This window comes from Bacillus crepusculi, from assembly GCF_014764715.1.
Classification (GTDB): domain Bacteria; phylum Bacillota; class Bacilli; order Bacillales; family Bacillaceae; genus Bacillus.
On record NZ_JACXXE010000002.1, the window covers coordinates 247,202 to 260,207 of the forward strand.

Here is a 13,006-nt window from a genome sequence, read left to right on the forward strand (position 1 = left end):
AGGGGTGAAACCTTAGTGAGTATCAAAGCTGAAGAGATTAGCGCGCTGATAAAGCAGCAAATCCAAAACTATCAATCTGAAATCGAAGTAAAAGATGTCGGTACAGTCATTCAAGTAGGGGACGGTATCGCGCGTGTACATGGCCTTGACAACATTATGGCAGGAGAACTGGTTGAGTTCTCTAACGGTGTAATGGGTATGGCTCAAAACCTTGAGGAATCTAACGTAGGTATCGTTATTTTAGGACCTTACAAAGATATCCGCGAAGGTGATGACGTAAAACGTACAGGTCGTATCATGGAGGTTCCAGTAGGTGAAGAATTAATCGGACGTATTGTGAACCCGCTTGGTCAGCCTGTTGATGGACTAGGTCCAATTTTAACAAGCAAAACACGTCCAATCGAAAGTGAAGCACCAGGCGTTATGGATCGTAAATCGGTACATGAGCCGCTTCAAACAGGGATCAAAGCAATTGATGCCTTGATTCCAATCGGACGCGGACAACGTGAACTGATCATTGGTGACCGTCAAACAGGTAAAACATCTGTTGCAATTGATACGATTCTAAACCAAAAAGATCAAAACATGATCTGTATTTATGTAGCGATTGGACAAAAAGAATCAACCGTTCGTGGTGTTGTTGAAACACTTCGTAAGCATGGTGCGCTTGATTATACAATCGTTGTCACAGCTTCTGCATCACAGCCAGCCCCGCTTCTTTACCTTGCTCCTTATGCAGGTGTAACGATGGGTGAGGAATTCATGTATAACGGCAAGCACGTACTTGTTGTATATGATGACCTTTCTAAACAAGCGGCAGCTTACCGTGAGCTTTCATTATTACTTCGTCGTCCTCCAGGTCGTGAGGCATTCCCTGGTGATGTTTTCTACCTTCACTCTCGTTTATTAGAACGTGCAGCGAAGCTTAGTGACGAAAAGGGTGGCGGTTCTATCACAGCATTGCCTTTCGTAGAAACGCAGGCTGGTGATATCTCTGCATATATCCCAACAAACGTTATTTCAATTACAGATGGACAGATTTTCTTACAATCTGACCTCTTCTTCTCAGGCGTACGTCCAGCGGTAAACGCAGGATTGTCTGTATCCCGTGTAGGTGGTTCTGCACAAATCAAAGCGATGAAAAAGGTAGCGGGTACACTTCGTTTGGACCTTGCTTCTTATCGTGAGCTTGAAGCATTTGCTCAGTTTGGATCTGATCTAGACCAAGCCACTCAAGCGAAATTAAACCGTGGTGCAAGAACAGTTGAAGTGTTAAAACAAGACTTGAACAAACCGCTTAAAGTTGAAAAACAAGTAGCGATTCTTTATGCACTTACAAGAGGATACCTAGACGATGTCGCGATTGCTGATGTGAAACGCTTTGAAGCTGAGTTATTTATGTACATTGAAGAAAACCATAAAGACTTGTTTGACACAATCTCTCAAACAGGAAACATGCCTGCTGATGAAGAGTGGAAAACAGCAATCGAAGGCTTTAAACGTACGTTTGCACCAAGCAACTAATTAGTAATCTTTCCGAGAGAAAAAGATTCTCTTTTTCTCTCTTTTCACGTAAATGAACACGGATTCCTGAAAAAAGGTGGTGAAATCTTTGGCCTCATTACGCGATATTAAGTCAAGGATCACGTCAACAAAAAAATCGAGTCAGATCACAAAAGCGATGCAAATGGTATCAGCTGCGAAACTGAATCGTGCTGAAAACAATGCGAAGTCCTTTGTTCCTTACATGGAAAAAATCCAAGAAGTTGTTGCGGCAATCGCAACTGGAACAAGTGCTAAGCACCCAATGCTTCTTTCAAGACCTGTTAAGAAAACAGGGTATCTCGTCATTACATCTGATCGAGGACTTGCAGGACCTTTTAACAGCTCGATTTTGCGTGCCGCTTACCAAGCCATTCAATCTCGTCATCAATCTGCTGATGAATATGCGGTGATTGTCATTGGTAAAATCGGACGCGACTTCTTCAAAAAGCGCGGTATTCCAGTTATTTCTGAAGTAACAGGGCTTGGAGACGAAGTAGCGTTTGCTGATATTAAAGAATTAGCAAGCAGTACAGTGCAAATGTTCTCTGATGAAGCGTTTGATGAACTTTACATGTTCTATAACCATTACGTCAGTGCCATTTCACAAGAAGTAACAGAGAAGAAATTATTGCCGCTAACGGACCTTTCGGCCGCAGCGACACCAAATAAACGTTCCGCATCATATGAGTTTGAGCCTTCTGAAGAAGAAATTCTTGAGGTTCTCCTTCCTCAATATGCAGAGAGTTTGATTTTCGGTGCGCTTCTTGACAGCAAAGCAAGTGAGCATGCTGCAAGGATGACAGCAATGAAGAGTGCAACAGACAACGCAAAAGAATTGATCGACAGCCTGACACTCTCTTACAACCGTGCTCGTCAAGCAGCGATTACACAAGAGATTACAGAAATTGTCGGCGGAGCAGCTGCCTTAGAATAGAAATAATTGTCAGGAGGGAATGCAATGAAAACAGGACGCATCAGTCAGATCATGGGACCAGTCGTAGACGTTCATTTTGAAGACGGTCACTTGCCTGAGATTTATAATGCGATCAAAGTTTCGCATAAAGCGGAAAGCGAAAGTGAAGTTGATATCGACTTAACTTTAGAAGTAGCACTACATTTAGGTGATAATACAGTCAGAACTATCGCAATGGCATCAACAGACGGTGTGAAGCGTGGTATGGAAGCTGTAGACCTTGGAAAACCAATTTCAGTACCAGTTGGTAACGTAACACTTGGACGTGTATTCAACGTACTGGGAGATAACATTGACTTAGATGAGCCACTTGGTGTGGAAGCTCAAAGAGATCCAATCCACAGACAAGCGCCTTCTTTTGATCAACTTTCTACAGAGGTTGAAATTCTTGAAACAGGTATCAAGGTTGTTGACCTTCTTGCTCCTTATATTAAGGGTGGAAAGATCGGTCTATTCGGTGGAGCCGGTGTAGGAAAAACCGTTCTGATTCAAGAATTGATCAACAACATCGCACAAGAACACGGTGGTATTTCTGTATTCGCTGGTGTTGGAGAGCGTACACGTGAAGGAAACGACCTTTACTACGAAATGAAAGACTCTGGCGTTATCGAAAAAACAGCGATGGTCTTCGGCCAAATGAACGAGCCACCAGGTGCACGTATGCGTGTTGCTTTAACTGGTTTAACAATGGCAGAGCATTTCCGTGATGAACAAGGTCAAGACGTATTGTTCTTCATCGATAACATCTATCGTTTTACACAAGCAGGTTCTGAAGTATCAGCCCTTCTTGGACGTATGCCTTCAGCGGTAGGTTATCAGCCGACACTTGCAACAGAAATGGGTCAGCTGCAAGAGCGTATCACGTCTACAAACGTAGGATCGGTTACATCGATTCAAGCGATCTATGTACCTGCGGATGACTATACGGATCCAGCACCAGCCACAACGTTCGCTCACCTTGATGCAACGACAAACCTTGAGCGTAAGCTGACAGAAATGGGTATTTACCCAGCGGTTGATCCTCTTGCTTCAACATCTCGTGCACTTGCACCTGAGATCGTTGGCGAAGAGCATTATGCCATTGCACGTGAAGTGCAACAAACATTACAGCGTTATAAAGAGCTGCAAGATATCATTGCCATTTTAGGTATGGATGAATTATCTGAGGACGATAAGCTTGTGGTACACAGAGCGCGCCGCATTCAATTCTTCCTATCTCAAAACTTCCACGTAGCAGAGCAGTTCACTGGCCAAAAGGGTTCTTATGTGCCATTGAAAGAAACTGTTAAAGGCTTCAAGGAAATCTTATCTGGTAAATATGATCATCTTCCGGAAGATGCATTCCGCTTAGTTGGACGCATTGAAGAAGTGATTGAAAAAGCCAAAGAGATGGGTGTAGAGGCCTAATCTGGTCCTTAGGAGGGTAAAAGCATGAAGACCGTTCAAGTCAATATCGTTACTCCCGACGGCCCAGTGTATGAAGCGGATGTGGAAATGGTCAGTGTAAGAGCAGAAAGCGGTGAGCTTGGTATTTTAGCTGGCCACGTTCCAATGGTTGCTCCGCTAAAAATCGGTGCAGTTCGCTTAAAACATAGTGGATCAACTGAATTGGTTGCAGTAAGTGGTGGATTTGTTGAAGTCCGCCCTGATAAAGTAACCATTCTTGCTCAGGCCGCTGAAACATCAGACAAAGTTGATGTCGATCGTGCTAAATCAGCGAAACAGCGTGCTGAAGAGCATTTGAACCACCCGAATGAAAGTGATGTACGCCGGGCGGAACTCGCATTAAAACGGGCGTTAAACCGTTTAAATGTAGCAGGGAAATAAAACAGAAAATCCTTCTTATCACAATGATAAGAAGGATTTTTTTAAAGAATTACATGAGAGACTGATACATCGACACATAAGGATGAGATGCTTGTTTTTCAAGATATAAGTGCTCACAAAACTGCGTATTGTGCCACGTTTTATTGTTTCGGCGCAAACCTAGCGTATATTGATGCGGGGAGTCCATATAAGGCCGCACGACCCAGTCAGCATCTGTATGATGCCGGATGATAACCTCTCCCATATACACACTCATCATCGCTTCTAAAGCTTCAATAGGCATTTTCCACTCAGCAAAAAGCTGCTGGGAAAACGCATCAAAGTATAATGATTCTAACTGATACAGGCTTTCCTCAGAGTAATCCAAAGAAATGTTATGAAAATGACACAATTGTGCTAATTCTTCTAGCTGTGTCTGTCTATAATCAAAGTAGAAAGCAATGGCCTCCCATTCATGATCAAATGAGGGAACCAATTCTCCGTACAAATCAACAAAGTCAGGAAAAGAATCTTTCAATGTGTTCAGCTCCTTCCACACGCAGTATATCATCTCCTTGGCACGAGGATAAGAGGGGATTCACACTAAATGTAGCTCTTTTTTCCAAATGATTCATCTTTCCGATTTTCGGGGGATATAATGAAAGGGAGTTTTCCTTTACAGAAATAAATAAAAGGAGGATTCAACTGTATGGAAGACGTAGGACAACAAGCAATCGTGAGTATTGTGATCCACCTATTTTTTATTGCAATTACATGGTGGGCATTGCTTGCCGTAAATATTGACCCACTGATTAAAAAAGGGAAAATCGTTCAGGCAAGGTTGCTGATGATGCTCATTACCATCGCCATCGCTTCTGCGGTCAGCAATTTCTTCCTTGACTACTTAAATTTCTCCAGACAAATTCCTTATATGTTTTAACATAAAAGGTTTGGTTACTGCCTTCTGCGGGAACGTAAAAAGAGGGTTCAAAAGTATGGCCTTTTGATGACTTTTCCACGTATGCATTGGCCTCCTTGCGGCAACACTTGTAGCAAGGGGGAATGACAAGTGAGAAAGTATTTGAAAGGTTGGCCATTATGTGTGTTTATTCTTTTTTTTGTTCTGATGATTCAAGGGGTTCGTGCGGAAGAATCTTCCCCGCTCGCCCAAATAGCAGAAGGTCTGAAAAACCAGCAAATCGAAGTGGATGGATGGACCCTGCATGCCAAAACAAATGTAGATATTTCAACCGAACAATTTTCAAAAAAAGTGAAACGTTTGAAAGACGAACTACGACAGTATGAGTGGACCGAAAAAAAAGAGAAACATGTCACCAAAGTCACAGGAATTTACAAAGATGAAAAAAATGATACAGTTTCGAAAATTTTACTCGTGAAGACCGACACAAAATCCAATCAAAAGTCGTATTTATTATATGAGCAAAAAGGTGCTCGCCCACTGAATACCTGGAAGCATACATATGATCAGTTCGTACGTCATGCAAAAAGCATATTACAAGAGAAATTTGTAATTTTTACTTGTCTCGATGGTCATGTAAATGGTATGATGGATGTTGTTTTGCAAAAAAAAGCTGAAATGATAGCAAATGAATTTCAAGCAAAACCTGTTGAGTATCTCGTTGAGTCTAATTTTGTGTCGCTTTCCGCTTACACAGAGAAGTGGGAACAGTTCATTATGACTTCAAATGATAAAATGAATGTTCAAATTGCCATCAGAAGTTCGGAAATGAACGAAAATCATACGATTACGGTTGGCACACCAATCGTAACGACTGAATATTAATATAGAGAATTTGGGACGCGGAGGGGAAGACCTTGGAAAAAATCATCGTCCGCGGCGGTCAAAAGTTAAACGGCACAGTTAAAGTAGAAGGCGCAAAAAATGCCGTTTTACCAGTTATCGCTGCATCTTTGTTAGCAAGTACAGAAAAAAGCGTAATTTGTGATGTACCTACGCTCTCCGATGTATATACAATCAATGAAGTGTTACGTCATTTAGGAGCAGAAGTACATTTTGAAAATAACGAAGTATCAGTAGATGCATCTCATGCACTAGAAACTGAGGCTCCGTTTGAGTATGTGCGTAAAATGCGGGCATCTGTGCTCGTCATGGGACCACTTTTAGCAAGAACAGGTCATGCAAGAGTCGCATTACCTGGAGGCTGTGCGATTGGTTCAAGACCAATTGATCAGCATTTAAAAGGCTTTGAAGCAATGGGAGCTAAAATTCAAGTAGGAAATGGTTTCATCGAGGCTGAAGTTGAAGGCCGTTTAAAAGGTGCAAAAATCTATTTGGATTTCCCAAGTGTGGGTGCAACTGAAAACATCATCATGGCAGCAGCGTTAGCTGAAGGAACAACCATTTTAGAAAACGTAGCAAAAGAACCTGAAATTGTTGATTTGGCAAACTACATCAATGCCATGGGCGGTAAGGTTCGCGGAGCTGGTACTGGTACAATCAAAATCGAAGGTGTAGAAACACTTCACGGTGCAAAACACAACATCATCCCTGACAGAATCGAAGCGGGTACTTTCATGGTGGCAGCAGCCATTACAGAAGGAAATGTCCTTGTAAAAGGCGCAGTGCCAGAGCACATGACTTCACTTGTTGCGAAAATGGAAGAAATGGGTATTCAGATCATTGAAGAAGAAGAAGGTTTAAGAGTCATTGGACCACCTGAGCTCAAGCCAATCGATCTAAAAACAATGCCGCATCCTGGGTTCCCAACAGATATGCAATCTCAGATGATGGCGCTATTGCTTCGTGCAAACGGAACAAGCATGATCACAGAAACGGTCTTTGAAAACCGCTTTATGCATGCTGAGGAATTCCGCCGTATGAATGGCGATATTAAAATTGAGGGTCGCTCTGTGATTATCAATGGGCCGGTTCAACTTCAAGGTGCTGAAGTGGCAGCGACTGATTTAAGAGCAGGAGCAGCACTTGTACTTGCTGGATTAGTGGCAGAAGGTCATACACGTGTCACTGAATTGAAGCATATTGACCGTGGGTATGTGAACTTCCATCAAAAGCTTGCAGCAATCGGTGCAGATATTGAAAGAGTAAACGATGAATCAGCAGATGTGACACAAGAACAAGTTGTATCAGATCTGAACGCGTAATCATAAAGAAATCAGTGTGTCCATTGGGGCATGCTGATTTTTTTTTTAGACTCATAGAATGCTTTTTAAAAGCTTACCATTAGTGTATCCAATCGTTTTAATTTTTATTCATAAAGACGGACAGTAAAATCAATTGGCGAAGAGCATGTGGGCATGATCGAAAGTCTTGTCCAATGAATGAAAGAAGCTGTCATATTAGCTTGTCCCCCCCCATAGGATAAAAGAGATTCAATGACAAATGGGGGCAGCCAAATATGAAACCAATGATTTGGACAATCGCAGGAATGTGCATCATTATTTTAATGATTCCAACTTTACTCGTGTTGCCGACGTTTCAAGGGAAACCCGCGGCCAGCCAACACGTAGCAGCGGAACCATCAGTTAAAAAAGAAGTGAAAGGTTCTGTCAAACTGAAGCAATCCCCCGTCTCCATTCCCGTCTATCGTTCGACTCATCAGCAGGTAGAAAACATACCTTTAGAAGAGTATGTGATCGGTGTCGTAGCTTCTGAGATGCCAGCTGATTTTGAAATGGAGGCGCTCAAGGCACAGGCACTCGCTGCTAGAACGTATATCGTCAGACAAATGATCATCGACAAGACCGTAAAATCACCAAAAGGCTCTCTTGTAGATGACACGCAAATGTTCCAAGTCTACAAAAACAAACAGGAACTCAAGAAAATTTGGGGGAAAGCGTACAACTGGAAACTAAAAAAGGTCACAGAAGCTGTCGCCAGCACACAAGGGAAAGTGCTGACCTATGACGAAAAACCAATTGATGCTTCTTTCTTTTCTACAAGTAATGGGAAAACTGAAAATGCAGAAGCCTATTGGAAAAACGAAATCCCTTATTTGAAAAGTGTCTCAAGTAAATGGGACGAAAAATCACCTAAGTTTCAAAACACAAAAACCATCACGGTGAGTGAATTTCAGCAAAAACTAGGTGTGACGCTCAGTCAGCAGGATCAGGTCGGACAGATTGTAGAACGGACACCAGGAAACCAAGTAGCCAAAGCCGTGATAAACGGTAAAACATTGACAGGCCGAGACATTCGAGAATCACTGGGACTTCACTCAGCTGATTTTACATGGGAAAGAAAGGGCCAGCAAATTGTGATTACGACAAAAGGATACGGACATGGAGTAGGGATGAGCCAATATGGTGCGCATTATATGGCGCAGTCAGGTAAAAAAGTAGAAGCCATTGTGAAACATTATTATAAAGGGATTCAAATTGAATCAGCTGATCGTTTTCTCAACACGTATATGGCTAAAAAATAAAAGCAAAGGTGCCTCAGAAACGGGGCATCTTTTTATATGTTCAAAAAGGTTTGAACAGAATGTGTCAAATTGCGACTTAAGACACAGGCCAGGAAATCTTAAACATTTACGTCCCGACAAGAACCGATGGCCGATACAAAGTCCCTCGAAAGACAGAGAAAACAAGGGGATAAATGTGACGTTAGGTGAAAATATCTAGACATCTGACAGAATTTTAGTGATTTTGATGAAAGAGAAAAAGGGATCGAGTCCTATACCATTCCATGACAGAATAATTTACGATTAAGATGTTTCAATCAAATACATAAGGAGGAAGGAAAAGTATGTTGAAAAAAGTATTTACACTCGTAACCTTAGCTGCATTGACATTATCTATGTCAATCTCTTCACCAGTATTTGCAGAAGCATCTACAGTCAAAAAACATAACAAAGATGTAAGAGTCACTATCTTACTTGATGCAAGTGGAAGCATGGCAAGAAAAGTAGAGGGAGAGCGCAAATTTGACCTCGCAAAACAAGAGGTATTTAAATTTGCACAGTCACTTCCAAAAGACGCTAAGATTCGTATGAGCTTGTTTGGTTCTGAAGGAAACAACAAAAATTCAGGTAAAGCTCAATCATGTGAAGTCATTAGAGGCGTTTACGGCGTACAGCCTTACGAAAAAGATAGCTTTGAAAACTCTTTAAACGGACTTGGACCAAATGGCTGGACACCAATTGCACGTGCTCTTGAACATGCAAAGCAAACGGATGAGCAGCTTAATGAAGGAACAAAACATATTGTGTACCTAATCACTGATGGCGAAGAAACTTGTGGCGGAGATCCAGTAAAAGTAGCAAAAGAATTGCATAACTCAAAAGGATCGACTGTTGTCAATGTCATCGGATTAGACTTTAACGATGGTTATGAAGGTCAATTAAAGCAAGTAGCCAAAGCTGGTAAAGGTCATTACTACCAAGCAAGCACTGGGAAAGAGATGGGTTCTATCTTTACGGCAGAATCATTAAAACTACACGAATAACTTGTTGAACAAAAGGGAAACGATTGATTTATGCTTTCGTTTCTCTTTTTCTGTACAAATGTAAAAAGGGAGGTTTTATTAATGAAAAGAAATATTGTCTTAACCATTTTAGCTAGTCTTGTCTTGCTTCTTTCTTCACCAGCTCATGCTGTGACAAAACAGGAGCCTGCTCATGTGGTCATATTACTCGATTTAAGCGGCAGCATGGCACAATCGGTTGAGGGAGAAAAGAAAATCGACATCGCCAAACGTTCTATTCAAAGCTTTGCAAGTATTTTATCAGAAGATACGCAAGTCCTACTTCGTGTATTTGGTCATGAAGGAACCAATAAAAATGCAGGAAAAGCCGTTTCATGTGCAAGTTCTGAAGCCGTTTATGGGTTTGGAACATATGAGCAAACCACATTTCAGCAAGCGCTAAATGTGTATGGTCCAACAGGGTGGACACCGCTGGCAAAAGCATTAACTGATACGAAACAAGATTTTGAAGATCACCAAGCTGAAGGGAAAAACATCGTATATGTGGTCAGCGATGGTGAAGAAACATGTGGCGGGAGCCCATCACAAGCAGCAAAGGAATTACATGAAGATGGTATTGATACAATCGTCAATATCATTGGCTTCGATGTGAATGAAAAAGAAGCAAAAAGTTTAAAATCTGTTGCAAAAGCGGGTGGTGGACAATATCAGCCGGCAGCAAATGCAGAAGAATTGAAACAGATTCTTCAACAAGAAGCGAACACTCTTGGTCAGTAGGATGTAAATGGCAGCTGGGGAAAACAACCCCAGCTGCTTTTTTAGTTTTTGATCAATTTAAAGTCGTTTCTAATTCATCAATTCGTTTCTCCACGTAGTGCTGATCTTTTCTTGCATGAAAGGTTTCGGCTTTTTCTAATATCGCAGTCGTATTATATTCTGGAATCTGTGAATAGCTCTCATAAACACCTTTAGGAATTAAAACGTTCCCTTCTGGCCAATAAACAGCGATATTTCCACGTTTTAATTCCCCGAATTGAGCAACTCCTTGATAGGATCCATATTGATTAAAAAGAACGACAGGGTCACCTTCTTGGACGTAAAGTTCTTTTGCATCTTCTTCATTCATCAAGATAGAATGGCGCTTTCCACCATTAAAGGCATCCTTTTCACTGTAGATCATAGAGTTGAATTGTTTACCTCGTCTTGTTGTGATATGAAAATGCCCCTCAGTTTTCCGGTATTGAGGCAGCTGGGCAGGTAGAAGGTGTCCCTTGCCATCCGGTGTTGGACATACACCATCTTCGCAAAGCCATGCGCCTCCCCATTGAAAAACGTCCCCTTTATGACGCAAATGCTGTATGCCATCATAATTTCGATTCGCGATGGCAATCTCACGGCGAATGTCTTCAGCATGTTCAAAATGAATCAGCTCGGCATCTTCTGGTCGGACTCTTTTCGCAAGATCAATATAAATGTCCCATTCTGCTCTGGCTTCTTCAATACGAGGTCCTTCAATTTCTGGACTGAAATATACCATGCGTTCCGTACTGGTTGATGTACCACCACCTGGCTGTTCATACCTTGTCATAGCAGGCAGAACAATTACCGTCTCTTCTGCCTCTACTAGTGTAGAGGTATTCAAAATGATATCTTGATGGACACGGAGCTCGAGCTCAGATAATGCTTTTTCAATAGCTTCTGGATTTGGCATCGTTTCTAAAAAATTTCCACCGCTAGTAAACAGCATTTTGAGTTTTTGTGGGTGATCTTTAGGGAGAGCCATCTTTTCAAACGATTGACCGATGGTATCACCATGCCATTTTGGAATATCAAATCCCCATATCTTCTCGATTCTTTCAATATTCTCTTCATCAAAATCACTTCCTGGCAAAACAAATGGATCTGCGCCCATTTCGCCTGAACCCTGGACGCCACTATGTCCACGAATCGGCATGACACCACAATGTTTTCTACCAATAAATCCACGTAACATGGCAAGGTTGGCGACTTGCGATATATTATCTGTTGCAAATCGGTGCTGGGTAAGGCCCATACTCCAAATAAAAACGCCTGAATTGGCATTGGCAAGGAGGACTGCAAATTCTTTCATTCTTTCTTTTGACAATCCTGATGATACTTCTAGATCCTCCCACTTCAACTGTTCGACATGTTGCTTTAAATCCTTTATGCCGGTTGTATGGGCTTGAATAAATTCATGGTCAAGAGCGGAATGAGGAGTCTGCTGCTCCATATCAAACCAATGTTTGATGACGCCGTTCATAAATGCGATATCGCCGCCTATATTGACTTGATAAAAATCATCAGCTATTTTTGTTCCGAATAAAGCACTTTCCGGAATAGAGGGAACCCAGTACTTTTCCATTGCAGGCTCTTTGTACGGATTGATGACAATAATTTTGGTTCCTTTCTTTTTAGCAGCATACATATATTTAGTGGAAACAGGCTGATTGTTTGCCGCGACTGATCCCCAAAAAATCAATACATCCGTTCCAATCCAATCACTGTAATTACAGCTAGAAGCACCTATGCCAAGCGAACGTTTAAGAGCGGTTTTGCTTGGTGAATGGCAAATGCGAGAAGCATTATCGATATGATTTGTTCCCATAAATCGTGCAGCCTTCGCAGCAGTATAATAAACTTCATTTGTAATCCCTCTGGCCGTTAAGTAGAAAGCGAGCTGTCGTTTATCAATTGATTTGATTTTAGCTGCGATTTGATCTAACGCATCATTCCAAGAAATACGTGTGAAGGCATTCTGCCCTTTTTTTCGAATCAGTGGATAAGGAATACGGCCAAGTTTACGCAGAGCGGTGCTATCCATTTTTTTTAGCTGATGAATATCTTCGAACCACTTTGGGTCAATAGCTGACATTGTGTTAAGACGAAGTACATTTAGCCTTGTAGTGCATATATGAGGTCCTGCGAGTGTCTGATCGTATAAGCCTGAAACACCAAGGGCACAGCCATCACAAACGCCCTGCGTTAAAATACGGTACGCATAAGGGAGGTTATCCTTGTTTTCCCAAGCCACCTTCATCGTATCTCGAATGTGCTTAGGTTTCACTTTTCCAAGCCCCATTGGAGCAAAAGAGGCCCATAGCTTTGGTGAGGGTTTTTTGTTGAGTTTAATAGGCCCCTTGTGTTTTGTTTTCCCCATGATATCATCACCCTCCTATTACTTTGTAAAACGTTTTCATATCTAAAAATTACCTTTAGATTTTGATTCTGTCAAATTC

12 protein-coding genes are annotated in these 13,006 nt (G+C 41.7%); 10 read left to right on the forward strand and 2 right to left on the reverse strand.

What is annotated here, in order from left to right:
- Positions 1-15: 15 nt before the first annotated feature.
- The 4 genes from atpA to IEE86_RS05250 all read left to right on the forward strand — a co-directional run bounded on the left by atpA (position 16) and on the right by IEE86_RS05250 (position 4,345).
- The gene (gene atpA / locus IEE86_RS05235; RefSeq protein WP_034318323.1) at positions 16-1,524 is read left to right on the forward strand and encodes a F0F1 ATP synthase subunit alpha; all 1,509 of its coding nucleotides are present in this window, start codon (positions 16-18) and stop codon (positions 1,522-1,524) included.
- Positions 1,525-1,612: 88 nt separating this feature from the next.
- Entirely contained in the window at positions 1,613-2,479 is an 867-nt protein-coding gene (locus IEE86_RS05240) for a F0F1 ATP synthase subunit gamma (protein WP_191096263.1), read from the forward strand.
- A gap of 24 nt (positions 2,480-2,503) precedes the next feature.
- Positions 2,504-3,925, forward strand: coding sequence for a F0F1 ATP synthase subunit beta (atpD, locus tag IEE86_RS05245; RefSeq protein WP_191096264.1), 1,422 nt, complete (start codon positions 2,504-2,506; stop codon positions 3,923-3,925).
- Positions 3,926-3,949: 24 nt separating this feature from the next.
- Complete coding sequence (locus IEE86_RS05250; protein ID WP_191096265.1) at positions 3,950-4,345, forward strand: F0F1 ATP synthase subunit epsilon; 396 nt, start codon at positions 3,950-3,952, stop codon at positions 4,343-4,345.
- A 49-nt stretch (positions 4,346-4,394) separates the two neighbouring features.
- On the opposite strand, the gene IEE86_RS05255 is transcribed toward IEE86_RS05250, so the two are convergent.
- The gene (locus IEE86_RS05255; protein WP_191096266.1) at positions 4,395-4,862 is read right to left on the reverse strand and encodes a hypothetical protein; all 468 of its coding nucleotides are present in this window, start codon (positions 4,860-4,862) and stop codon (positions 4,395-4,397) included.
- Positions 4,863-5,033: 171 nt separating this feature from the next.
- On the opposite strand from IEE86_RS05255, the gene IEE86_RS05260 reads away from it, so the two are divergent.
- The 6 genes from IEE86_RS05260 to IEE86_RS05285 all read left to right on the forward strand — a co-directional run bounded on the left by IEE86_RS05260 (position 5,034) and on the right by IEE86_RS05285 (position 10,526).
- The gene (locus IEE86_RS05260) at positions 5,034-5,264 is read left to right on the forward strand and encodes a DUF1146 family protein (RefSeq protein WP_008354922.1); all 231 of its coding nucleotides are present in this window, start codon (positions 5,034-5,036) and stop codon (positions 5,262-5,264) included.
- A gap of 129 nt (positions 5,265-5,393) precedes the next feature.
- On the forward strand, positions 5,394-6,128 hold the full coding sequence (locus IEE86_RS05265; RefSeq protein ID WP_191096267.1) for a YwmB family TATA-box binding protein: 735 nt from the start codon (positions 5,394-5,396) through the stop codon (positions 6,126-6,128).
- 32 nt (positions 6,129-6,160) lie between these two features.
- Entirely contained in the window at positions 6,161-7,468 is a 1,308-nt protein-coding gene (gene murA / locus IEE86_RS05270) for a UDP-N-acetylglucosamine 1-carboxyvinyltransferase (RefSeq protein ID WP_191096268.1), read from the forward strand.
- Positions 7,469-7,722: 254 nt separating this feature from the next.
- Positions 7,723-8,748: a stage II sporulation protein D gene (gene spoIID, locus IEE86_RS05275; protein ID WP_191096269.1), complete on the forward strand. Its 1,026-nt coding sequence runs from the start codon at positions 7,723-7,725 to the stop codon at positions 8,746-8,748.
- 323 nt (positions 8,749-9,071) lie between these two features.
- Positions 9,072-9,770: a VWA domain-containing protein gene (locus tag IEE86_RS05280; protein WP_191096270.1), complete on the forward strand. Its 699-nt coding sequence runs from the start codon at positions 9,072-9,074 to the stop codon at positions 9,768-9,770.
- Positions 9,771-9,851: 81 nt separating this feature from the next.
- Positions 9,852-10,526, forward strand: a complete 675-nt coding sequence (locus IEE86_RS05285) for a VWA domain-containing protein (protein WP_191096271.1) — start codon at positions 9,852-9,854, stop codon at positions 10,524-10,526.
- Between the two features lie 52 nt (positions 10,527-10,578).
- Here the strand turns inward: IEE86_RS05285 and IEE86_RS05290 are convergent, their stop codons facing one another.
- A complete protein-coding gene (locus IEE86_RS05290; protein WP_191096272.1) occupies positions 10,579-12,927 on the reverse strand; it encodes an FdhF/YdeP family oxidoreductase in 2,349 nt (782 codons plus the stop codon).
- Positions 12,928-13,006: the final 79 nt, after the last annotated feature.

What these genes read in the sequence shown, in the direction of transcription:
- atpD (WP_191096264.1), top strand. Translation starts at nt 2,504, where the DNA reads ATGAAAACAGGACGCATCAGTCAGATCATGGGACCAGTCGTAGACGTT.
- IEE86_RS05250 (WP_191096265.1), top strand. Translation starts at nt 3,950, where the DNA reads ATGAAGACCGTTCAAGTCAATATCGTTACTCCCGACGGCCCAGTGTAT.
- IEE86_RS05260 (WP_008354922.1), top strand. Translation starts at nt 5,034, where the DNA reads ATGGAAGACGTAGGACAACAAGCAATCGTGAGTATTGTGATCCACCTA.
- spoIID (WP_191096269.1), top strand. Translation starts at nt 7,723, where the DNA reads ATGAAACCAATGATTTGGACAATCGCAGGAATGTGCATCATTATTTTA.
- IEE86_RS05280 (WP_191096270.1), top strand. Translation starts at nt 9,072, where the DNA reads ATGTTGAAAAAAGTATTTACACTCGTAACCTTAGCTGCATTGACATTA.
- IEE86_RS05285 (WP_191096271.1), top strand. Translation starts at nt 9,852, where the DNA reads ATGAAAAGAAATATTGTCTTAACCATTTTAGCTAGTCTTGTCTTGCTT.
- IEE86_RS05290 (WP_191096272.1), bottom strand. Translation starts at nt 12,927, where the DNA reads ATGGGGAAAACAAAACACAAGGGGCCTATTAAACTCAACAAAAAACCC.